Below are 21,742 nucleotides of genomic sequence, written 5' to 3' on the forward strand. Positions count from 1 at the left end.
GCTGGGCGCAAGGCCGGTTGTTCAACCGGCCTTTTTCTTTTTGGCGGCGGGTTTTTTCGCCGCCAGCAGTTCGTCGAGGTTCTTGACGATCTCGCCCTCGATGCGCTCCTTGAATGCGCCCAGCAAAAAGCCCAGGCGTGCATCAAGTTCAAACTTGTCTGCCGACACCTTGAGCGTGCCGCTCACACCCGAGCGGGTGAACTGCACCTCGTCGCAGTCGTCGCCCTCTTCGTAGGTGCAGCTCATGTCGAAGTCGCTTTCGGCCTGTTCGGCCCAGCGCCAGGCGAGCTTGCGTGCGCCGCCCATGCCGAGTTGGTGATCGCGTTCGATGTGGATGTCGGCCATGGTGTCTCTCGGTGTTGTTGTCAGGGGCGGGGCGTGTCACTGGCGGCCAGGGCGGTGGGCGCCAACTCGCGCAGGGCTGCCTGGCGCTCGTCTTTCGGCTGGCGGGCCAGCGCGCGAACCGCATCATAAAACCGCGCAAAGTCGCGGCCCTCGCGTTCGAACAAGGCCGCGAACGCGGGCACCCATTCGTCGTAGGCGGCCTGCGCGGCAAAGCTGGCGTTGTTGGCGCGGGCCACAAAGGGGTCGTAGCCGGCATAGCCGTTCCAGCCGGCTTTCAGCTCGGCGTATCGCTGGCGGAAGTCGTTCATGACAACGGCCTTGCGCTGCAGCTTGGTGTTGTCCGGCAGCTCGGCGTCTTCGTAGATCGCCTTCAGGCGCTCGCGGGTGGCGCGGGTGAGTGCGCGAAACGCGCGGCGGCGATTGTCGAAGGTGGCGTAGTCGGCGCGGGCCTGGTCGTTTGAGCGGGCGAGCCAGCGCGCGCCGCCCAACCGCTCGACCGTGGTGGCGAACGACTCGTTGAAGGCGGTGTCGTTCTGCACATAGACCACCTGGTGTGCGAGTTCGTGAAACACGATGCGCGCGAGTTCACCCTCGGGGTAGGTGATGAAGGTGTTGAGCAGGGGGTCGCCGCCGGCCCAGTTCATCCAGCCCAGCGTGGAATAGGCCTGGACCGGGTAGACGGCCACTTCCAGTTGGGGGTCGAGGCTGTCGGCGAAGGCGCGTGCGTCGGTTTCAGCGAAGTAGCCGCGGTAGCCCACGCAGCCCGCCACCGGAAAACACCAGGTTTCCAGTGTGAGCGAGAGCGCGGGTGCGGCCACCACGTTGTAGACGGCCGCGCGGCGCTGCAGGTCGGCGTAGCGGTGGTAACTGTTGTTGTCGGGCAGGGCGAGTTCGCTCACCGCGAACGCGCGGATGCGGCGCGCGTTTTGCAGCCGTTGTTTGAGCAGGGAGGGCGCAGCTTCGTCGGCCAGCCAGTCGTCCACTGGCCGCGCCGCTTTCATCAGCTGCAGGTGCCCGGTGACCGACTGCCAGTAGTAACCCACGCCGGTGGTGTTGCTGGCGCAGCCCGCGCCCAGCAGGGCCACGAGGGTGAGCACCAGCAGCTTGCTCATGACCGCCATCAGCCCACGCCGGCGACTTCAACCAGGCAGTCGTAAAACACCGGGCCGCGGCCCATGTCGGTGAGCTGTTGGCTGGTCACTTCGTTCACGTTGGTGCCCGAGGGCCCCAGCTTGCGCCACCAGATGCCCAGGCCGTTGACCACACCCGGCCGTGCGCGCGTGGACACCTTGGCCTTGCAGCGGTACTCGCCGCGGTCGTTGAACACGCGCACCATCTGGCCGGTCTCGATGCCGCGCTGCTGCGCGTCGTCGGCGTGGATTTCCAGCAGCGGTTCGCCTTCGATGTCGCGCAGGCTTTGCACGTTGACGAAGCTGGAGTTGAGGAAGTTGCGCGCTGGTGGCGAGATCATGGCCAGCGGGAAGGCGGTCGAGGTTCCCGCCAGCTCGTGGTTGGGCAGGTGGTCGGGCAGGCCGTCCAGGCCCTGCGCGGCCAGGCGGGCGCTGAAGAATTCGCAGCGGCCCGAGGGTGTGGGGAAGCCGCCGTGGGCAAAGGGCGCTTCGGGAATGGGCAGGGTGGCAAAGCCCTGGTCGAGCAGGGTCTGGAAATCCACCTTGGTGCCGAACGCCGTGCGGCACAGGGTCTCGTCGTCGTCGGCAAAACACGGGTCGTCAAAACCCAGGCGCGCGGCCAGTGCACGGAAGATGTCGGTGTTGGTGCGGGCCTCGCCCACGGGTGCGATGGCCGGGCGGTTGAGCAGCACATCGGTGTGGCCGTAGCTGGTGTGGATGTCCCAGTGTTCCAGCTGCGTGGTGGCCGGCAGGATCACATCCGCATGGTCGGCGGTGTCGGTCTGGAAGTGTTCGAGCACCACGGTGAACAGGTCTTCGCGCAGGAAGCCCTGCACCACCTTGCCCGACTCGGGCGCCACCGCCACCGGGTTGCTGTTGTAGACGATGAGCGCTTCGATCTTCGGGCCGAAGGCCGCCGAGCCCGGGTTCAGCAAGTCGTTGCCGATGGTGCTCATGTTGATGGTGCGTGGCGTGCGTCCGGCCAGCAGTTCGGGCTTTTGCAGGGCGGTGCGGTTCACCGGGAACTGCGCCGAGCTGGACAGCAGCAGGCCGCCCGCGGGCTCGCGCCAGGCGCCCACCAGCGCCGGCAGGCAGGCCACGGCGCGCACCGCGTTGCCGCCACCGCGCACGCGCTGCATGCCGTAGTTCAGGCGAATGGCGGCGGGTTTCGTCGTACCGTAGTCGCGTGCCAGATCGGTGATCTGCTGCACCGGAATGCCGCACACCTCGGCGGCGCGCTCGGGTGGCCACTGCAGCGCACGCTCGCGCAGGCCCTCCCAGCCCAGCGTGTGCTGCGCGATGTAGTCGTGGTCCAGCCAGTTGTGCGTGATGAGCTGGTGCATGAGCGCGAGCGCCAGCGCGGCGTCGGTGCCCGGGCGCAGGGCAATGTGTTCGTGGCACTTCTCGGCCGTTTCGGAGCGGCGCGGGTCGATGCACACCAGGCGCGCGCCCTTGCGTTTGGCCTGCTGGGCCAGGCGCCAGAAGTGCAGGTTGCTGCCGATGGAGTTGCTTCCCCAGATCACGATGAGTCTGGAGTCGGCAAAGTGCTCCACCTTCATGCCGACCTTGCCACCCAGGGTCTGGACCAGCCCCTCGCCGCCGGCCGAGGCGCAGATGGTGCGGTCCAGATGTGAGGCGCCCAGCTGGTGGAAGAAACGCGCCGCCATGCCCTCGCCCTGCACCTGGCCCATGGTGCCGGCGTAGCTGTAGGGAACGATGGCCTGCGGGTCGCGCGCGGCGATGTCTTGCAGGCGCGCGGCAATCAGGTCCAGCGCTTCGTCCCAGCCCACGCGTTTGAACTGCCCACTGCCCTTGGGACCGGTGCGCACGAGGGGGTGCAGCAGGCGCTCGGGGTGGTAGGTGCGCTCGGTGTATCGCGACACCTTGGTGCACAGCGCACCGTCGGTGTGTCGGTGCTCGGGGTTGCCCTGCACGCGCAGCGCCACACCGTTCTCCACTGTGGTGACGAGGGAACAGGTGTCGGGGCAATCGTGGGGGCAGGCGCCGCGGATCGTGTGCACGGTGGAGTTCATCGGAAGGAAAGGATCTGTGTCCGGGTTGCTCGGTGTTGGCAGGGTGCTTGCTTTACCCTGCGGGGTTCCCAAATCAGCATATCAGGAGTATCTGCATGCAGCGTCGTGAAGCCTTGTCCCAAGTGTGCAAGTTGGTCGGCTCGGGCGCCCTGGCGTCGTGGGGGGCCCGGGTCGGCGCGCAGAGTGCCGCCCTGAGCGACACCCGCATCGTGCTGGGCCAGTCTGCCCCGTTCACCGGCGCGGCCGTGCAGCTGGGCTTGCAGTTCCACCTGGGCGCGCAGGCGTTCTTCGACACGGTCAACGCCAAGGGCGGGGTCAACGGCCGCACGATCGAGATCAAACGGCTGGACGACGGCTACGAGCCCGAGCGCTGCGCCGCCAACACGCGCCAGTTCATTGCCGACGACGTGTTTGCGCTGTTCGGCTACATCGGCACGCCCACCAGTCTGGCCGCCTTGCCGCTGGCCTCCACGGCCAAGCTGCCGTTTTTTGCACCCTTCACCGGTGCGCAGGCGCTTCGCGAGCCGTTCAACCGCTACGCCATCCACGTGCGCGCTTCGTACTTCGACGAGACGGCCGCCATCGTGCGCCAGATCACCTCCACCGGCATCAAGAAGATCGCGGTGTTCTACCAGGATGACGCCTACGGCAAGACAGGTCTGGAGGGTGTCACCCGGGCCATGACCGCCTTGAGCCTGGAGCCTGTGGCCCTGGGCACGGTGGAACGCAATACGATCGAGGTGGCGCAGGCGGTGAAAGACATCATGGCCCTGAAACCGGAGGCCATCGTGCAGATCGGGGCTTACAAGGCGGTGGCCACGTTTGTGCGCCAGGCGCGCCGGGCTGGTTTCAACGGCAACTTTTACAACGTGTCGTTTGTGGGGACGCAGGCCCTCATCGACGAACTCGGTGCCGAAGCGCGGGGCGTGTCCGTGAGCCAGGTGATGCCCTTTCCCTACACGCCGGCCACGCCGCTCTCGGGCGAGTACCTCGCGGCCATCAAGGACAAACGCGGCGTGGAGCCCAACTACTCGGGCATGGAAGGTTTTGTGGCGGCCAAGGTGTTCACCGAAGGCGTGCGCCGCGCAGGAAGGTCGCTCACGCGCGAGGGCTTCATCAACGCCGTGCAGGGCATGCAGAACGTCAATTTCGGCGGCTTCCCGGTGGACTTTGGGGCCAACAAACACACCGGCTCGAAGTTTGTGGAGCTCACGCTGCTCACCGAAGACGGGCGCATCCGCCGGTAACCGATGGCTGGAATAACGCGTTGCTCGCTTGCGTCACTTGTGCGGCGTGGGGGCCAGCTGCGTGCACAGATGGCGCCACCGGGGCGTTGGCAAAACCGATGTTGGTGCCGATGTGAAAACAGATGCTTTGGTATCTGTTTGCTGGTGGTTTTCAAGATGAAGTTATTGGGTTTGAGGTAACTGCCCTCCGCGCAATCTTGCGCCGCGACGAGCGGTGTCGATTCCCCACAGCGCGTTTCGCCCGATTGCCTTCCCAAAGTGTTGCGCTGTAGCCTGTTCCGAGTTGGTTGATGAACATCTCATCCGCTCAGGAGGCTATTCATGCAGTTGTCCGTTCGCCCTGTGGTGGCGCTTGTCCTGTCGCTTGTCCTGGCTCCCGCCTGGGCTCAGGCGCCCGCTCCCGCCAGCGCTGCGCCGGTCGCGCCAGACCCCAAACTCATCCGCCTCGGGCTGATCCTGCCGCTGACCGGCGGGTCGTCCGACATGGGCAACAGCGCGCGGGTGGGGGCGCAGGTGGCGGTGGACGAGATCAACGCCGTGGGGGGTTACCTCGGGCGCAAGCTGGAGCTGGTGATCCGTGACGACCAGGCCAACCCCGACGCCGGTCTCAAACACGCGGAAGACCTGGTGCTCACCGAAAAGGTGGCGGCCACCGTGGGCTTCTGCAACACCGGCGTGGCCATGAAGGCCCTCGATGTGTTCCAGGCCAACCAGCACATCCTGATCGTGCCGTGTGCCACCGGCACCGCCATCACCGCCAAGTACCCGGCGGCCGAGAGCTACATCTTCCGCACCTCGGCGCGCGACCAGCTCCAGTCGCAGTTTCTGGTGGCCGACATCGTCAAACGCAACCTGAAGAAGGTGGCGCTGCTGGTGGACAGCACCGGCTACGGCGACGGCGGCCTCAAAGACCTGGAAGCGGCGCTGCAGGCCGTGGGCCTCAAGCCGCAGATCGTCGTGCGCTTCAAGGTGGGTGTGAAAACCCTGACTGATGAGATGAAGCAGCTCAAGGACTCCGGTGCTGACGCACTGATCGGCTGGACCGTGGGCCCCGAGCAGGGCGTGATCTCCGCCAGCCGCGCCGCGGCGGGCTGGAACGTGCCGCAGTACGGCCCCTGGGGCTTGTCGCACGCGTCGGCCTTTGAAGCGTCCAAGGGCGCGGTCGAGGGGACGTTCGTGGTGCAGACCGTGTTGCCCAACACCTTCATGGAACGCAACAGCACCTTCCTGCGCGGCTACGCCAAGATTTCCAAGGAACGCCCCATCGGCTCCATGATGTCGGCCGCACAGACCTACGACTCGGTGCACCTGCTGCTGCGTGCCATGTTCCTCACCAAGGGGAACATCACCGGCAAGGGCCTGAAGCAGTCGCTGGAGAACCTGCAGCAGCCTTACCGCGGCGTGGTCACGACCTACGACCGCCCGTTCAGCAACACCGATCACGACGCCATCTCGGCCAACATGCTGTGGCTGGGCACCTGGCAGGGCGGCGAGCGCGCCTATGTCTACAAGGACGATGCGGCCCGCGCGAGCGTGATTCGACGCAAGGAGTGAGCGGCCCAGGGCTCCGATCGACCCATTGGACCCTGGGGCTGTCGCGCGCGTGGCCCCGCCGCCGAGCGGATCGTGGCTACCATGGACCTTTGTCGTTTTCGCCGTTGCCACGGCACACAAAGACCGCCATGAAACTCATCGACTCGATCCTCACGCAGGCTGCGGGCATCGCCGCCGTGCGACGCGACATCCACGCCCACCCGGAACTCTGTTTCAAGGAGGTGCGCACCGCCGACGTGGTGGCGGCCAAACTCGCTGAGTGGGGCATTCCGGTGCACCGCGGCATGGGCACCACCGGTGTGGTGGGCATCGTGCACGGCCGTGATGGCGGTGCCTGCGGTCGCGCCATCGGCCTGCGCGCCGACATCGACGCCCTGCCCATGCAGGAGCACAACACCTTTGCCCACGCCAGCCAGCACGCCGGCAAGATGCACGCCTGCGGCCACGACGGCCACACCGCCATGCTGCTCGGCGCGGCCCAACATTTCGCCAAGCACCGCAACTTCGACGGCACGGTCTACCTGATCTTCCAGCCGGCCGAAGAGGGCGGCGGCGGCGCGCGCGAAATGATCAAGGACGGCCTGTTCGAGCAGTTCCCGGTGGAGTCGGTGTTCGGCATGCACAACTGGCCCGGCATGGCGGTGGGCACGTTCGCTGCCAGCGCCGGCCCGGTCATGGCGTCGAGCAACGAGTTCCACATCGTCATCCGCGGCAAGGGTTCACACGCCGCACTGCCCCACAACGGCATCGACCCGGTGCCGGTGGCCTGCCAGATGGTCATGGCCTTCCAGACCATCATCTCGCGCAACAAGAAGCCGGTGGACGCCGGCGTGATCTCGGTCACCATGATCCACACCGGCGAGGCCACCAACGTGGTGCCCGACAGCTGCGAGATCCAGGGCACGGTGCGCACCTTCACGTATGAGGTGCTCGACATGATCGAACGTCGCATGCAGGAAGTGGCAGAGCACACCAGCGCGGCCTTTGGTGCCACGGTGGAGTTCAAGTTCAAGCGCAACTACCCGCCCACCATCAACCACGCCGCCGAGACCGCGTTTGCGCGCGAGGTCATGGCCGACATCGTGGGTGCCGACCGGGTGGTGGAGCAGGAGCCCACCATGGGCGCGGAAGATTTCGCCTACATGCTGCAGGCGCGCCCGGGCTGCTACGCCTTCATCGCCAACGGCGACGGCGCGCACCGCGAAATGGGCCATGGTGGCGGCCCCTGCATGCTGCACAACCCCAGCTACGACTTCAACGACGACCTGATCCCGCTGGGCGCCACCTACTGGGTGCAACTGGCCGAAAAGTGGCTGAGCCGCCCACGCCCCGGGGTGGCGGCTTGATCGCACCCAGCGACGCTTTCTCCCCGTCGTACGCCCGGGCCCGGGTGCAGTTCCTGGAAGCGGCCGCCACCGCCGGCATGGCCATCAGCAGCCACCAGCACCCGCTGCCCGGTCGCGATGGTGAGGTGCTCGCGATGGACGTGGCGCTCGACGGCGACCCCGCCGCCGAACGCCTGCTCATCGTCAGCAGCGCCTGCCATGGCGTGGAGGGCTACTGCGGTTCGGGCGTGCAGGTGTTCGCCGCGCAAGACGCCGAATGGCGCGAACACGCGCGCACGGCCGGGGTGGCCGTGCTCTATATCCATGCGCTCAACCCCCACGGTTTCTCGTGGGTGCGGCGCGTGACGCACGAGAACGTCGACCTCAACCGCAACTTCCAGGATTTCAGCCAGCCGTTGCCCGTCAACGAAGCCTATGCCGAGCTGCACGAACTGCTCTTGCCCGCGCAATGGCCCCCTGGTGCGGAGAACGCCGCAGCCATCGGCGCCTACATCCAGTCTCATGGTCTCACCCGCTTTCAGGCCGCGGTGTCGCAAGGTCAGCACGCGTTTGCAGACGGTTTGTTTTTCGGCGGTGTTGAAGCCACCTGGAGCAACCAGACGCTGCGCCAGGTGCTGCGCCATCACGGCCAGCAAGCCCGCCACCTGGCGTGGATCGACCTGCACACCGGCCTGGGCGAAAGTGGTCTGGGCGAACGCATCTGTGCCTGCCGCGACGACGTGGTCGCGCTCAAGCGCGCGCGCAGCTGGTGGGGTGGCGGTGGCCAGACCCCGGTCACGTCGATCTACGACGGCTCCTCCACCTCGGCCCTGTTGACCGGTCTGATGTGGAACGTGGCCTACGAGGAATGTCCGCGGGCGCAGTACACGGGCATCGCCATGGAGTACGGCACGGTGCCGATCGAAGAGGTCATCGACGCCCTGCGGGGAGACCATTGGCTGCTCCTGCATCCGGATGCGCCCGAGGCATTGCGTGCCGCGATCAAGGCGCGGTTGCTGGCGGCGTTCCATGTGGACACGGATGAGTGGAAGGCGCGCATCGTTGTGCAGGCGCGGCAGGCTTTGTTTCAGGCTGTGGACGGACTTTCTTCTTCTGCGTGATGTGTTCGCTGACGTGGTGAGCCGGGCCGAAACCCGGCCAGCCTCGGGGACAAGACACATCGTGTGAAGCCTACAATTTCGGAACAACGAAAGCCCAAGCCCATGACCACCCCCCCCGACGTCACCACCATCCCCCCCCGCGACAAGGCCGAAATCCTGGCCCAGGCATTGCCCTACATCCGCAAGTACCACGGCAAGACCATGGTCATCAAATACGGCGGCAATGCCATGACCGACCCGGCCCTGCAGCAGGACTTTGCGGAAGACGTGGTGCTGCTCAAGCTGGTCGGCATCAACCCGGTGGTGGTGCACGGGGGTGGACCGCAGATCGAGACGCTGCTCAAGCGCCTGGGCAAACAAGGGCAGTTCATCCAGGGCATGCGCGTGACCGACGCCGAGACCATGGAGGTGGTGGAGTGGGTGCTGGCCGGGGAGGTGCAGCAGGACATCGTGGGCCTCATCAACCAGGCTGGCGGCAAAGCGGTTGGTTTGACCGGGCGTGATGGCGCCATGATCCGCGCGCAGAAGCTGCGCATGACCGACCAGAAGGACCCCAGCCTCGAACACGACGTGGGCCAGGTGGGCAACATCGTGAGCATCGACCCCAGCGTCGTGAAGGCCTTGCAGGACGACCAATTCATCCCCGTGGTCAGCCCGATCGGCTTTGGTGAACAGAACGAGAGCTACAACATCAATGCCGACGTGGTGGCCGCCAAGCTCGCCACCGTGCTGCAGGCCGAGAAGCTGCTCATGCTCACCAACATCCGTGGCGTGCTCGACAAGGATGGCCAGCTGCTCACCGAACTCACGCCCCGGCAGATCGACGAGCTGGTGGAAGACGGCACCATCTCCGGCGGCATGATCCCCAAGATCGCCGGCGCGCTGGACGCGGCCAAGAGTGGCGTGAACGCGGTGCACATCATCGATGGCCGCGTGCCGCATGCGCTGCTGCTGGAGGTTTTGGGCAACGAGCCCTTCGGCACCATGATCAAAAGCCACTGACCGTGCGTTTGCTTTTGGTCGAAGACGACGTGATGGTGGCCAGCGGTGTCAAGCTGGGCTTGTGCAACGCCGGCTACACCGTGGACTGGGTTCCCAGCGCCGAGCGCGCCGAGCGTGCGCTGGAGAGCGACAGCTTCGACCTTGCCATCGTCGACATCGGCCTGCCCGGCATCGACGGCCTGGAGCTCACGCGGCGTCTGCGCACCTCGGGCTTGCAGATGCCGGTGCTCATCCTCACTGCGCGCGACGCGCTGCACGACCGTGTGCAGGGTCTGGACCTCGGGGCCGACGACTACATGGTCAAACCCTTCGAGCTGCCCGAGTTGCTGGCGAGGCTGCGCGCCTTGCTGCGCCGATCGCAGGCCGCGACCTCAGCCGTGCTGGGCTTTGGTCCGCTGGAGATGGACACGGCGTTGCGCCGCATCACGCTCGCGGGCGAGCCGCTGGAGCTGGGCCCGCGCGAGTGGACCGTGCTCGAGTACCTGCTGCTGCTGGCACCCAAGCCCGCCGCCAAGGACAAGCTGCTGCAGGCGCTCACCGGGTGGGACAAGGAGATCACGCCCAACACCATCGAGGTCTACATCTCGCGCCTGCGCGCCCGGCTGGAGCCGGCCGGCGTGTGCCTTCGCTCCATCCGGGGGTTCGGGTACCGGCTGGAGATGACCGTGGCCACCGGCGATGTGGCCCCGACCTGAGGGCGCACCCGCCCCCGGCATGATCTGGGGGCTGCAGCGGCGCCTGCTGGTGCTGCTGCTCATCACCATTGCGCTCATCGGCGCGGTCAGTGTGGTGTTCCATTTCCAGAGCGCCGGCACCGCCGCCCTGCAGCAGGACCAGCGCCTGCTGCGGCTGGTGCCGCTGCTGGCCGATTCGGTGGTGGTGATGGACATCGCCGCGCGTGGACCGGCCTCGCTCGATGAACCGCTGCTCAGCGCCAGCGATGTGCTGGACGCCCCCGCGCTGGCCCTGCTGCTGGCGCCTCCGGTGGATGAGTTCTTGCGTGAGCGTCAGGGCTTCGCGGCCTTTGGGGTGTTCGACGCGCAAGGCATCCTGCTGTTGGGTGAGCGCTGGCTGCCCACCGTGCTGCCCGCCACCGACGGCGCCGAATTCCTGAGCGTGGTGGAAGGTGGCGTGACCTACCGGGTGGTGGCGCAGCGCACGCGATCGTCCGCGGGTGACCTCATCGTGCTGCTGGCGGACGGGTCCGACGCGCAGCAGCACTGGGCCAGTTCGGTGCTCATGCGGGTCATGCTGCCCAACCTGGTGCTCTTTCTGGTGGCGGCGGGTGTCGTCACCTGGGGCGTGGCGCGCGCGCTGCGTCCCCTGATCGATCTGAAGCAGGCGGTGGAGCGCCGATCACCGCGCGACCTCAGCCCGATCAGTGCCGAGACGGCGCCGGTGGAGGTGCAGCCTTTGGTGGACTCGCTCAACCGCTTGTTCGCTCTGGTCAATGCGCAGACCGAAGCGCAGCGGCGTTTTGTGGCCGACGCTGCGCACCAGCTGCGCACGCCGCTGGCGGGCCTGCAATCGCAGGTGGAGGCCTGGGCGCAGGCCGCGCGCAGCCTGGGCGGGGGCGACATGCTCAGCCTGCGTGCCGACCAGGTGCTGCGCTTGCGCGATGCCACGCGCCGCACCTCGCAGCTGGCCAACCAGCTGCTGGCGCTCTCAAGGGTCGATGCCATGGGCGGTGATGCCCAAGCCTTGCAACAGGTGGACCTGGCCGAGCTGTGCGAGAACATCCTCGGCCTTTACCTGGACGCCGCCAGCAGCAAGCAGATGGACCTGGGCCTGGAGATCGAACCCGCCCAGACGCTCGGCCACGCCTGGCTGCTGCGCGAATTGCTGATCAACCTGGTGGACAACGCGGTGAAGTACACCCCGCCGGGCGGACGCATCACGTTGCGCTGCGGCACCGGTCCCACGCTTCAGGGCAAGCGGGTGTGGATCGAGGTCGAAGACGACGGACCCGGCATTCCGGCTGGCGAGCGCCTGCGCGTGTTGCAGCGCTTTTACCGCGTGCCCGGCACCGCAGGCGAGGGCAACGGGCTGGGCCTGGCCATCGCCGACGAGATCGCGCGCGTGCACGCCACCCACCTGCAGCTGGACAACGGCGCCGAGGGCCGCGGACTGCGCGTTCGCGTGACGCTGGATGCGATCACCCACTGACATCGGGTACCCCGCCCCCGTTGGGTGTGTGCCACAGCGTCGGTGTGCGAAAATTCGTAACAGAACATGCAACTCGGGCCGGCACTGCGGCCACCAGCACCCATCAGCTCACACCGATCGGACCGCCTGCCCATGACCACCAACGCTCCCGAGTCTCCTTCGCCGGAAGACGCCGCCGCCCTTGAAGCCGCCAGCGTGATCGAAGCTGCGGCCCAGGCCGACCACGGCGCGCGCAAACGGCCCAAGCCGGGCGAGCGCCGCGTGCAGATCCTGGAAGCGCTGGCCACCATGCTGGAGCAGCCCGGTGCCGAGCGCATCACCACCGCCGGTCTCGCGGCGCGGCTTGATGTGAGCGAGGCCGCGCTGTACCGCCACTTCGCCAGCAAGGCCCAGATGTTCGAAGGCCTGATCGAGTTCATCGAACAATCGGTCTTCGGTCTCGTCAACCAGCTCGGTGAACGTGAACCCGATGCCAATGCGCGCAGCCGCAAGCTCGTCACGCTGCTGCTGCAGTTCGGCGAAAAAAACCCGGGCATGACGCGCGTGATGGTGGGCGATGCGCTGGTGTTCGAGAACGAGCGCCTGCAACAACGCATGAATTTGTTTTTCGACAAGATCGAATCGGTGCTGAAGCAGAACCTGCGCGAAGCGGCCGTGGTGGCCGGCGTGGCCACCCCCACGGTGGATGCGCAGGCCGACGCTTCGGTGATCACAGCTTTCTGTGTCGGCCGATTGCAGCGGTTCGCGCGCAGCGGCTTCAAACGCCCGCCCAGCGAAAACCTCGAACACAGCCTGGCGCTGCTGCTGCCGGTGACGCGGCTCTGACCGAACGCAAGCCACTCCCTGCGCCCTGGGTGCCAGCGCATGTGGGCGCTGGTTTGTCGATCGGCTTGCACCCTTCAGGCGCAGCCTTCCTCCCCGACCACGCCGCCTTGCTGGTGGCCGACGTGCACCTGGGCAAGGCCGCGAGCTTTCGCCGCCTCGGTGTGCCGGTGCCCGCCGGTTCCACCGCCACCACGCTGCAAGCCCTGGGTGACGCACTCACTTCACTCGGCGACACACCGGTGCAACACCTCGTGTGCCTGGGCGACCTGCTGCACGCCGCTCGCGGGCGAAGCCCGGAGCTCAATGCCGTGGTCGGGCAGGCATTGACCGGGTGGCGTGGCAGGTGCCCCGGTCTGCGTGTGCACCTGGTGCGCGGCAACCACGACCGCGCCGCAGGCGATCCGCCGCCCGAATGGGGCATCGAACTGCAAACAGAACCCTGGGTGATGGGGCCCTGGGCCCTGAGCCACGAACCGCAGCCCGTGGCTGGCGCCTACACCCTGGCTGGTCACTGGCATCCCTGCATCGGTTTGAGAGGCGGCGCGCGCGAGCGCCTGCGCCTGCCCTGTTTCTGGTTCGGCGACCCGGCGCACCACGCGGTCGTTGTGCTGCCCGCCTTCGGCGACTTCACCGGCATGCACCCCATCCAGCAGCGCCCGGGTGACCGGGTGTGGGCGGTGGCGGACGAGGCGGTGCGTGAAGTGCCCGAGAACCTGCGCTGAGTTTTTAGGGCCTCAGGCCTAAACAAAGTCCCCACAAAAAGCGCTGGAGGTGCGCACGGGCCGGGTTTTGCGGTAAAAATAGAACGACCGTTCGATTATTCGGAAAACCCACCCGCCCCGCATGAGCACCACCCCCTCCGCCCGCCGTCCCCGCGCCGACTCCTCGGCCCACAAGCCGCTGCAAAAAGGCCAGCAGACCAAAGCCGCCATCGTCGATGCCGCGCTGGGTCTGGCCACGCAGATCGGGCTGGAAGGCCTGTCGATCGGGGCGCTGGCCGAGGTCATGCAGATGAGCAAGTCGGGCGTGTTCGCGCACTTTGGTTCGCGCGAGGAACTGCAGATTTCGGTGGTGCGCGAGTACCACACGCGCTTTGAAGAAGAGGTGTTCTACCCCGCGATCAATGCGCCGCGCGGCCTGCCGCGCCTGCGCATGCTGTTCGACAACTGGATGAAGCGCACCTCGGTCGAGATCGATTCGGGCTGCATCTACATCAGCGGCGCGGTCGAGTTCGACGACCGGCCCGGCCCGGTGCGCGATGCGCTCGCGAGTTCGGTCAACACCTGGCTCTCGGCCATGCGCCGCGCGGTCGACATCGCGATTGAAGAGGGGCATCTGGCGCCCGACACCGACGCCGCGCAGATGGCCTTCGAAATCCACGCGCTGATCCTGGCGCTGCACTACGAGGCGCGCTTTCTGCGCAGCCCCGACTCGGCCAGCCGCGCCGTGCGCGCGTTCGAGAACATCGTTACCCGCTTCGGCAACACGCAGGCACCTGCGCCCCGCAAGACCGCCACCAGATCGCCAGCCGCTGCACGCACGCAGGGCTGATCTCCCTTTCGTTTTTTCGCAAACCCAGCACAGGAGTTTCCCCATGCCCGTTTACAACCCGCCCCTGCGAGACATGCAGTTTGTGATGCACGAAGTGCTCAAGGTCACCGACGACCTCAAGGCCATCCCGGCCCATGCCGACATCGACGCCGACACCATCAACGCGGTGCTGGAAGAGGGCGGCAAGTTCGCCTCCCAGGTGATCTTCCCGCTGAACATCAGCGGCGACACCGAAGGCTGCAAGCTCGACCAGAAGACGCACGAAGTCACCACGCCCAAGGGCTTCAAGGAAGCCTACAAGACCTATGTGGACGGTGGCTGGGCGGCGCTCTCGTGCGACCCCGCGTTCGGCGGCCAGGGTCTGCCGTTGGTGGTGAACCAGTGCATGTACGAAATGATGAACTCGGCCAACCAGGCCTGGACCATGTACCCGGGTTTGACGCACGGCGCCTACGCTTCGCTGCACACCTTCGGCACCGACGAGCAGAAAGCGACCTACCTGCACAAGATGACCAGCGGCGAGTGGACCGGCACCATGTGCCTGACCGAGCCGCATTGCGGCACCGACCTGGGCCTCATGCGCACCAAGGCCGAGCCACAACCCGACGGCACCTACAAGCTCACCGGCAACAAGATCTTCATCAGCGCCGGTGAACACGACATGGCCGAGAACATCATCCACCTGGTGCTCGCACGCCTGCCCGACGCGCCTCCGGGCATCAAGGGCGTGAGCCTGTTCATCGTGCCCAAGTTCAACGTGAACAAGGACGGCACGCTGGGCGAGCGCAACGGCATCTATTGCGGCGGCCTGGAGCACAAGATGGGCATCCACGGCAACGCCACGGCGCAGATCGTCATCGATGGCGCCATCGGCACGATGGTGGGCCAGCCCAACAAGGGCATGCAGGGCATGTTCGTGATGATGAACGCCGCGCGCCTGGGCGTGGGCAACCAGTCGCTGGGCCTGACCGAAGTGGCTTACCAGAACGCACTGGCTTACGCGAAGGACCGCATCCAGATGCGCAGCCTGACGGGCCCCAAGGCCAAGGACAAACCAGCCGATCCGATCATCGTGCACCCCGACGTGCGCCGCATGCTGCTCACCGCCAAGGCCTACGCCGAAGGCGGCCGCGCACTGGCCATCTTCTGTTCGGTGCTGCTGGAGAAGGTGCACAACCACCCCGACGAGAAGGTGCGCAAGGACAGCGACGACATGCTCTCGCTGCTCACGCCCATCACCAAGGCCTTCCTGACCGACAACGGCTTTAATGCCGCCACGCAATGCCAGCAGGTGTTCGGTGGCCACGGCTACATCAAGGAATGGGGCATGGAGCAGTTCGTGCGCGACGCCCGCATCAACATGATCTACGAGGGGACCAACACGATCCAGAGCCTGGATTTGCTGGGCCGCAAGGTGCTGGGCAACAACGGCGCCACGCTCAAGAAGTTCGGCAAGCTGGTGGGCGCGCTGGTGATAGAAGAGGGCGTCAACGAGAAGATGGCCGAGTTCATCAACCCGTTGGCCATCCTGGGTGAGCAGATCACGAAGTTCACCACCGAAATCGGCTTCAAGGGCCTGCAGAACGCCGACGAAGTGGGCGCTGCCGCGGTGGACTACTTGCGCGTCGCCGGCCACCTGGTGTTCGGCTATTTCTGGGCCCGCATGGCGCAGGTAGCGTTGCGCGAAATCGCGGCAGGCAACACCGACCCGTTCTACGTGGCCAAACTGCAGACCGCACGCTTCTACTTCGCCAAGCTGTTCCCCGAGACCGCGACGCTGATGCGCACCGCGCGTTCGGGCAGCAAGGTGCTGATGGACACGGACGCAGCGCTGGCGTAAACCATTGCTGGCCGACCACCACCAGGAGACTTCCATGATCAAGACCGTTCTGAGCACCACCCTGCTGCTGGCCTCGCTGTCCGCGTTCGCGCAGATGTCGCCGGTGGGCCTGTGGAAGACCATCGACGACGACACAAAAAAAGAGAAGTCCCTGGTGCGCATCAAGGAGACCAACGGGGTCTTCAGCGGCACCATCGAGAAGCTCCTGGATCCCGACAGCAAGCAGGACGCGGTGTGCGACAAGTGCACCGACGACCGCAAGGACAAGCCGGTGCTGGGCATGACCATCCTTCGCGGCCTGAAGGCCAGCGAAGGCGATGCCACGGTGTTCGAGGGCGGCACCATCGTCGACCCCAACAACGGCAAGGTCTACCGCACGCGCCTCAAGCCGGTGGAAGACGGCAAGAAGCTGGAGATGCGCGGCTACATCGGCCCGTTCTACCGCACACAGGTGTGGCTCCGGGTGGAGTGAGCGCACCTCGTCCAGTCAACATGGAAAAACAATGAACCGATTTCAAGTGAAAAAAGTCGCCGTGCTCGGCGCGGGCGTGATGGGCGCGCAGATCGCTGCGCACCTGGTCAACGTCAAGGTGCCGGTGGTGCTGTTCGACCTGCCTGCGAAAGAAGGCCCGAAGAACGGCATCGTCACCCGCGCCATCGACAACCTCAAGAAGCTCAAGCCTTCGCCGCTGGGCGTGGCGTCTGATGCCGACCTGATAGTCCAGGCCAACTACGAAGAGCATATGGAGCAGTTGAAGGACTGCGACCTGATCATCGAGGCCATCGCCGAGCGCATGGACTGGAAGCTCGACCTCTACACCAGGATCGCGCCCTTCATCGCACCGCACGCCATCGTCGCGTCCAACACCTCGGGCCTGTCGATCACGAAACTGTCCGAGGTGCTGCCCGAGGCGATCAAGCCGCGCTTCTGCGGCATCCACTTCTTCAACCCGCCGCGCTACATGACGCTGGTGGAGCTGATCGCCACGCCAACCACCGAGCCACAGATCCTCAACGACCTGGAGACGTTCGTCACCAGCGGTCTGGGCAAGGGTGTCGTGCGCGCCAAGGACACGCCCAACTTCATCGCCAACCGCATCGGCATCGCCGGCATGCTGGCCACGATGAAAGAGGTGGAGAACTTCGGCCTCTCGTTTGATGTGGTCGACGACCTCACCGGCAAACGCCTGGGCCGCGCCAGCAGCGGCACCTTCCGCACCGCCGACGTGGTGGGCCTGGACACCATGGCCCATGTGGTCAAGACGCTGCAGGACAACCTGAGCATCGACACCGATCCGTTCTACGGCAGCTTCGGCACGCCGCCGGTGCTGGCCAAGCTGCTGGAGCTCAAGAACCTGGGCCAGAAGACCAAGGCTGGTTTCTTCAAGAAGGTCGGCCGCGACATCCTGCGTTTCGATCTCGAGAGTGAAGACTACGTGCCCGCCGGCGAGAAGGCCGACGAGGTGTACGGCCGCATGCTCAAGCGCCCGGCCGCCGAACGCCTGAAGCTGCTGCGCAACGCCGAAGGGCCGCAGGGCCAGTTCTTGTGGGCGATTCTGCGCAACAGCTTCCACTACGCCGCCGTGCATCTGGCCACCATCGCCGACACCGCGCGGGACGTGGACCAGGCCATGCGCTGGGGCTTCGGCATGAAGCAGGGTCCGTTCGAGCTCTGGCAGGAAGCCGGCTGGCTGGACGTGGCGAAGATGGTTCAGGAAGACATCGACGCGGGCAAGGCGCTGAGCAGCGCGCCGCTGCCCGAGTGGGTGTTCAAGGGCCCGGTGGCCGAAGCGGGTGGCGTGCACACCGCGCAGGGTTCGTGGAACCCCACCACCGGCGAGTTCCAGGGCCGCCTGCAGTTGCCGGTCTACCAGCGCCAGCATTTCCCCGAGCTGCTGCTCGGCGAAGCCGGCCCGAAGTTCGAGACCGCTGGCACAACGATCGAAGAGAACGATGCCATCCGCATCTGGACCCTGGACGAGCAGGTGTTGATCGCCAGCATCAAGACCAAGATGCACGCCATCAGCCCCGAGGTTTGCGAAGGCCTGATGGCCGCCGTGGACCTGGCGGAGAAGGAATACCAGGGCCTGGTGGTCTGGTCGGGCGACGAGCCCTTCAGCGCCGGCGCCGACCTGCAAGCCATGCTGCCGGCTTTCATGGCCGTGGGTGTGAGTGCGATCGAAGACGCCGAAGGCTTCATGCAGCAGACCATGCTGCGCCTGCGCTACGCCAACGTGCCGGTGGTCAGTGCCGTGCGCGGTCTGGCGCTGGGCGGCGGTTGTGAACTGGCCGTGTACAGCGCGCGCCGCGTGGTGCACATGGAGAGCTACATCGGCCTGGTGGAAGTGGGCGTGGGTCTCGTGCCCGGCGCCGGTGGTCTCACTTACATCGCCCGCCGCGCGGCCGAGAACGCGGAAACGTCCACCGGCAAAGACCTGCTGCCCTTCCTCACCGAAGGCTTCACCGCCGCGGCGATGGCCAAGGTCGGCACCAGCGCGCTGGAGTCCCGCAAGCTCGGCTTCGTGCTGCACTCGGACGTGATCGTGCCGCACAAGGACGAACTGCTGTTTGTTGCCATCAACGAAGCGAAGGCCTTGTTCAACGGGGGCTACCGCGCACCGCACAAACGCCTGTTCCCGGTGGCCGGCCGCGACGGCAAGGCCACCATCCTGGGCAGCCTGGTCAACATGCGCGACGGCGGTTTCATCAGCCAGCACGACTTCCACATTGCGTCGCTGATCGCGAACGTGGTGACCGGTGGCGACGTGGAGCCCGGCACGCTGGTGAACGAGGACTACCTGATGACGTTGGAGCGCCGGGCCTTCTGCTCGCTGATCGTGCACCCCAAGACGCAGGAGCGGATTCTGGGGATGTTGAACACGGGCAAGCCGGTGCGGAATTGAGGTGATGTCTTCGGTGTGCGTGCCCCCATCCCGGCCTTCCCCCAGAGGGGGAAGGAGCGGATCCCGGTTGACCCCTTCCCCCTCTGGGGGAAGGTAGGGATGGGGGCTCTTCGCCAGCAAGCAACCATGCAGAACCAAGCCACCCCCAAAGCCAGAGTCAACGCCCGCGCCTTGCGCCGGGACATGACCGACGCCGAGCGCAAGCTGTGGTCGGGGCTTCGGGGTGAACAACTGGGTTTCAAGCTCCGGCGCCAACATCCACTGGGCAACTACATCGCCGACTTTGCCTGCCTTGAACCGAAGCTCATCATCGAGCTCGATGGCTCGCAGCATGCCGACAACCAGACTTACGACCTTGCACGGGACACGTTCTTCAAGGCCCAGGGCTTTGCCGTGATGCGCTTCCCGTCGAACGCACCGTTTCAGAACCTCGATGGCGTGCTGTGCGCCATCCTTCATCAACTCAACATGTTGGCGGGCGTTGCCCCCATCCCGGCCTTCCCCCAGAGGGGGAAAGGGCCAGACACCGCACAAGGAGCGAACCCATGAGCAAACAGATCCAAGACGCCTACATCGTCGCCGCCACCCGCACCCCCATCGGCCGTTCGCACAAGGGCTCCTTCAAGCACCTTCGGCCCGACGACCTGCTGGCGCTTGCGCTGCGCTCCGCACTCAGCCAGGTGCCCACGCTGGACCCCAAGGCCATTGAAGACATCATCTGCGGCTGCGCGATTCCCGAAGCGCAGCAGGGCCTGAACGTGGCGCGCATCGGTGCCATCCTGGCCGGGCTGCCGCACAGCGTGGGCGGCATCACCGTCAACCGTTTCTGCGCCTCGGGCCTGTCGGCCCTGCAGATGGCGGCCGACCGCATCCGCGTGGGTGAGGCCGACGTGATGATCGCGGCCGGCACCGAGAGCATGAGCATGGTGCCCATGATGGGCAATTCGCCCAGCCTCTCGCCCACCATCTTCACCAACACCGACGACGTGGAGAGCTACGGCATCGCCTACGGCATGGGCCTCACGGCCGAGAAGGTGGCGCAGCAGTGGAAGGTCTCGCGCGACGCGCAGGACGCGTTCGCCGTGCAGTCGCACCAGCGCGCCGTGCTCGCCATGAAGAACGGCGAGTTCACCGACGAGATCACGCCGGTGGAAGTGACCGAACGCAGCGTCGATCTGGAGAGCGCCGACGTCACCACCACCACCCGCACCGTGAGCCTGGACGAAGGTGCACGGCCCGACACCTCGCTCGAAGGCCTGGCCAAGCTGCGCACCGTGTTTGCCGCGCGCGGCTCGGTCACCGCCGGCAACAGCTCGCAGACCAGCGATGGCGCGGGCGCGCTCATCCTGGTGAGCGAAGCCGCCCTGAAGCGCTACAACCTCACACCGCTGGCGCGTTTCGTGAGCTACGCCAGCCGTGGCGTGCCGCCGCACATCATGGGTGTGGGCCCGATCGAAGCCATACCCGCCGCGCTGAAATACGCCGGTCTGAAGCAGGACGACATCGACTGGTTCGAGCTCAACGAGGCCTTCGCCGCGCAGTCGCTCGCCGTCATGAACACGCTGGGCCTGGACCCGAGCAAGGTGAATCCCATGGGCGGTGCCATCGCATTGGGCCATCCACTGGGCGCCACCGGTGCCATCCGCGCAGCCACCGTGGTGCACGCGCTCAAGCGCCACAACAAGCGCTACGGCATGGTCACGATGTGCGTGGGCATGGGCCAAGGGGCCGCCGGGATCATCGAGCGCGTGTAAACACGCCTCCTCCGCGCCGCTTCGCGTCACCCCCAGGGGCGGCGCCAGCGGCCCGGCAAAGCCGGTTCCGCGGCGCCACTGGAAGGAGACACGTCGCCATGACGCTTCATGTTTTTGATCAAGCCATCGCCCTGCAACCGCTCGGCGACGGGCGCTTCACCGGCAACACCTCACCCGCCTACGCCAACATGGTTGGCCCGTTCGGCGGTGTCACGGCCGCCACCGCGCTGAGCGCCGTGCTGCAACACCCGGACCTGTTGGGCGAGCCGGTGGCGCTCACGGTGAACTACGCCGCGGCGCTGGCCGACGGCCCGTTTGAAGTGATCGCCCGAGCCGCCCGCAGCAACCGATCCACCCAGCACTGGGTGGTGGAGATCGTGCAGTCTGGCGAGACCGTGCTCACCGGCACGGCGCTCACCGCTGCGCGTCGCGACACGTGGAGCGTGGACGAACTGGCCGCGCCCGACATGCCCACGCCCGATGCGGTGGGCAAGCCCAACATGGCGGCGCCGGTGGAATGGGTCAAACGCTATGACATCCGCATCACCGAAGGCGCGATTCCCACCGCGTGGGACGGCGGTGGTGACGCCAGCCGCACCACGCTGTGGATGCGCGACGAACCCGCGCGCCCACTGGACTTCTGCAGCCTCGCCGCCATGGCCGACGTGTTCTACCCACGCGTGTGGCTGCGCCGCGCCACGCGGGTGCCGGCGGGCACGGTGTCGATGACGGTGTATTTCCACGCCGGCTCCGCGCAGTTGGCCGCTGCCGGCGCGGGCTGGCTGAAAGGGCAGGCGCAGGCCCAGGCATTTCGCAACGGCTTTTTCGACCAGACCGCGCAGGTCTGGAACGAAGCCGGCCACTTGCTGGCCACCACGCACCAGGTGGTGTACTTCAAGGGCTGATCAGAACCCGGTCGGGTCAGGTCGCGCCACCGGGCGCGCGC

At 66.4% G+C, this 21,742-nt stretch carries 19 protein-coding genes; 16 read left to right on the forward strand and 3 right to left on the reverse strand.

The features are described 5' to 3' along the window. Positions 1 to 21: 21 nt before the first annotated feature. From BSY239_RS01485 to BSY239_RS01495, 3 genes are read right to left on the reverse strand one after another with little or no spacing between them, the layout of a single operon-like run. Positions 22 to 345 carry a polyhydroxyalkanoic acid system family protein gene (locus BSY239_RS01485; RefSeq protein WP_069045276.1) on the reverse strand — a complete coding sequence of 108 codons (324 nt, stop codon included), beginning with the start codon at positions 343 to 345 and terminating at the stop codon, positions 22 to 24. A gap of 20 nt (positions 346 to 365) precedes the next feature. Beyond that, the gene (locus BSY239_RS01490; protein ID WP_442905756.1) at positions 366 to 1,457 is read right to left on the reverse strand and encodes an aminopeptidase; all 1,092 of its coding nucleotides are present in this window, start codon (positions 1,455 to 1,457) and stop codon (positions 366 to 368) included. A gap of 8 nt (positions 1,458 to 1,465) precedes the next feature. Next, positions 1,466 to 3,508 (reverse strand): molybdopterin-containing oxidoreductase family protein, encoded by a 2,043-nt coding sequence (locus BSY239_RS01495; protein WP_069045278.1) that lies wholly within the window; start codon positions 3,506 to 3,508, stop codon positions 1,466 to 1,468. A 95-nt stretch (positions 3,509 to 3,603) separates the two neighbouring features. Between BSY239_RS01495 and BSY239_RS01500 the strand changes: the two genes are divergently transcribed. From BSY239_RS01500 to BSY239_RS01575, 16 genes are all read left to right on the forward strand, one after another. Next, a complete protein-coding gene (locus tag BSY239_RS01500; protein WP_069045279.1) occupies positions 3,604 to 4,755 on the forward strand; it encodes an ABC transporter substrate-binding protein in 1,152 nt (383 codons plus the stop codon). Between the two features lie 321 nt (positions 4,756 to 5,076). Then, on the forward strand, positions 5,077 to 6,309 hold the full coding sequence (locus BSY239_RS01505; RefSeq protein ID WP_069045280.1) for an ABC transporter substrate-binding protein: 1,233 nt from the start codon (positions 5,077 to 5,079) through the stop codon (positions 6,307 to 6,309). Between the two features lie 128 nt (positions 6,310 to 6,437). Next, positions 6,438 to 7,655, forward strand: a complete 1,218-nt coding sequence (locus BSY239_RS01510; protein ID WP_069045281.1) for a M20 aminoacylase family protein — start codon at positions 6,438 to 6,440, stop codon at positions 7,653 to 7,655. Further along, a complete protein-coding gene (locus BSY239_RS01515; RefSeq protein WP_069048703.1) occupies positions 7,652 to 8,755 on the forward strand; it encodes a M14 family metallopeptidase in 1,104 nt (367 codons plus the stop codon). Before BSY239_RS01510 ends, BSY239_RS01515 begins: the two co-directional genes overlap by 4 nt. Positions 8,756 to 8,857: 102 nt before the next feature. Beyond that, complete coding sequence (gene argB, locus BSY239_RS01520; RefSeq protein ID WP_069045282.1) at positions 8,858 to 9,757, forward strand: acetylglutamate kinase; 900 nt, start codon at positions 8,858 to 8,860, stop codon at positions 9,755 to 9,757. A gap of 2 nt (positions 9,758 to 9,759) precedes the next feature. Then, complete coding sequence (locus tag BSY239_RS01525) at positions 9,760 to 10,452, forward strand: response regulator (RefSeq protein WP_069045283.1); 693 nt, start codon at positions 9,760 to 9,762, stop codon at positions 10,450 to 10,452. 19 nt (positions 10,453 to 10,471) lie between these two features. Then, on the forward strand, positions 10,472 to 11,923 hold the full coding sequence (locus BSY239_RS01530; protein WP_069045284.1) for an ATP-binding protein: 1,452 nt from the start codon (positions 10,472 to 10,474) through the stop codon (positions 11,921 to 11,923). A gap of 132 nt (positions 11,924 to 12,055) precedes the next feature. After that, positions 12,056 to 12,748, forward strand: a complete 693-nt coding sequence (gene slmA / locus BSY239_RS01535; RefSeq protein WP_083239754.1) for a nucleoid occlusion factor SlmA — start codon at positions 12,056 to 12,058, stop codon at positions 12,746 to 12,748. 29 nt (positions 12,749 to 12,777) lie between these two features. Then, positions 12,778 to 13,470 (forward strand): ligase-associated DNA damage response endonuclease PdeM, encoded by a 693-nt coding sequence (pdeM, locus tag BSY239_RS01540; protein WP_069045285.1) that lies wholly within the window; start codon positions 12,778 to 12,780, stop codon positions 13,468 to 13,470. 121 nt (positions 13,471 to 13,591) lie between these two features. Beyond that, the gene (locus BSY239_RS01545; protein WP_069045286.1) at positions 13,592 to 14,299 is read left to right on the forward strand and encodes a TetR/AcrR family transcriptional regulator; all 708 of its coding nucleotides are present in this window, start codon (positions 13,592 to 13,594) and stop codon (positions 14,297 to 14,299) included. Positions 14,300 to 14,342: 43 nt separating this feature from the next. Further along, positions 14,343 to 16,139 (forward strand): acyl-CoA dehydrogenase C-terminal domain-containing protein, encoded by a 1,797-nt coding sequence (locus tag BSY239_RS01550; RefSeq protein WP_069045287.1) that lies wholly within the window; start codon positions 14,343 to 14,345, stop codon positions 16,137 to 16,139. Between the two features lie 34 nt (positions 16,140 to 16,173). Beyond that, positions 16,174 to 16,611 (forward strand): DUF2147 domain-containing protein, encoded by a 438-nt coding sequence (locus BSY239_RS01555; protein ID WP_069048705.1) that lies wholly within the window; start codon positions 16,174 to 16,176, stop codon positions 16,609 to 16,611. 31 nt (positions 16,612 to 16,642) lie between these two features. Further along, a complete protein-coding gene (locus BSY239_RS01560; protein WP_069045288.1) occupies positions 16,643 to 19,042 on the forward strand; it encodes a 3-hydroxyacyl-CoA dehydrogenase/enoyl-CoA hydratase family protein in 2,400 nt (799 codons plus the stop codon). A gap of 126 nt (positions 19,043 to 19,168) precedes the next feature. Beyond that, complete coding sequence (locus BSY239_RS01565) at positions 19,169 to 19,591, forward strand: endonuclease domain-containing protein (RefSeq protein WP_069048706.1); 423 nt, start codon at positions 19,169 to 19,171, stop codon at positions 19,589 to 19,591. Continuing rightward, positions 19,588 to 20,796, forward strand: a complete 1,209-nt coding sequence (locus BSY239_RS01570; protein WP_069045289.1) for an acetyl-CoA C-acyltransferase — start codon at positions 19,588 to 19,590, stop codon at positions 20,794 to 20,796. Before BSY239_RS01565 ends, BSY239_RS01570 begins: the two co-directional genes overlap by 4 nt. A gap of 98 nt (positions 20,797 to 20,894) precedes the next feature. Continuing rightward, the gene (locus BSY239_RS01575; RefSeq protein WP_069045290.1) at positions 20,895 to 21,701 is read left to right on the forward strand and encodes an acyl-CoA thioesterase; all 807 of its coding nucleotides are present in this window, start codon (positions 20,895 to 20,897) and stop codon (positions 21,699 to 21,701) included. The last annotated feature ends 41 nt before the right edge of the window (positions 21,702 to 21,742 follow it).

Source organism: Hydrogenophaga sp. RAC07, from assembly GCF_001713375.1.
Lineage (GTDB): Bacteria > Pseudomonadota > Gammaproteobacteria > Burkholderiales > Burkholderiaceae_C > Hydrogenophaga.

Coding starts and splice junctions, on each gene's coding strand:
- BSY239_RS01565 (WP_069048706.1), top strand. CDS start 19,169: ATGCAGAACCAAGCCACCCCCAAAGCCAGAGTCAACGCCCGCGCCTTG.
- BSY239_RS01510 (WP_069045281.1), top strand. CDS start 6,438: ATGAAACTCATCGACTCGATCCTCACGCAGGCTGCGGGCATCGCCGCC.
- BSY239_RS01570 (WP_069045289.1), top strand. CDS start 19,588: ATGAGCAAACAGATCCAAGACGCCTACATCGTCGCCGCCACCCGCACC.
- BSY239_RS01530 (WP_069045284.1), top strand. CDS start 10,472: ATGATCTGGGGGCTGCAGCGGCGCCTGCTGGTGCTGCTGCTCATCACC.
- BSY239_RS01485 (WP_069045276.1), bottom strand. CDS start 345: ATGGCCGACATCCACATCGAACGCGATCACCAACTCGGCATGGGCGGC.
- BSY239_RS01490 (WP_442905756.1), bottom strand. CDS start 1,457: ATGAGCAAGCTGCTGGTGCTCACCCTCGTGGCCCTGCTGGGCGCGGGC.
- BSY239_RS01500 (WP_069045279.1), top strand. CDS start 3,604: ATGCAGCGTCGTGAAGCCTTGTCCCAAGTGTGCAAGTTGGTCGGCTCG.
- BSY239_RS01495 (WP_069045278.1), bottom strand. CDS start 3,508: ATGAACTCCACCGTGCACACGATCCGCGGCGCCTGCCCCCACGATTGC.
- slmA (WP_083239754.1), top strand. CDS start 12,056: ATGACCACCAACGCTCCCGAGTCTCCTTCGCCGGAAGACGCCGCCGCC.
- BSY239_RS01550 (WP_069045287.1), top strand. CDS start 14,343: ATGCCCGTTTACAACCCGCCCCTGCGAGACATGCAGTTTGTGATGCAC.
- BSY239_RS01575 (WP_069045290.1), top strand. CDS start 20,895: ATGACGCTTCATGTTTTTGATCAAGCCATCGCCCTGCAACCGCTCGGC.
- BSY239_RS01545 (WP_069045286.1), top strand. CDS start 13,592: ATGAGCACCACCCCCTCCGCCCGCCGTCCCCGCGCCGACTCCTCGGCC.
- argB (WP_069045282.1), top strand. CDS start 8,858: ATGACCACCCCCCCCGACGTCACCACCATCCCCCCCCGCGACAAGGCC.
- BSY239_RS01560 (WP_069045288.1), top strand. CDS start 16,643: ATGAACCGATTTCAAGTGAAAAAAGTCGCCGTGCTCGGCGCGGGCGTG.
- BSY239_RS01555 (WP_069048705.1), top strand. CDS start 16,174: ATGATCAAGACCGTTCTGAGCACCACCCTGCTGCTGGCCTCGCTGTCC.
- BSY239_RS01505 (WP_069045280.1), top strand. CDS start 5,077: ATGCAGTTGTCCGTTCGCCCTGTGGTGGCGCTTGTCCTGTCGCTTGTC.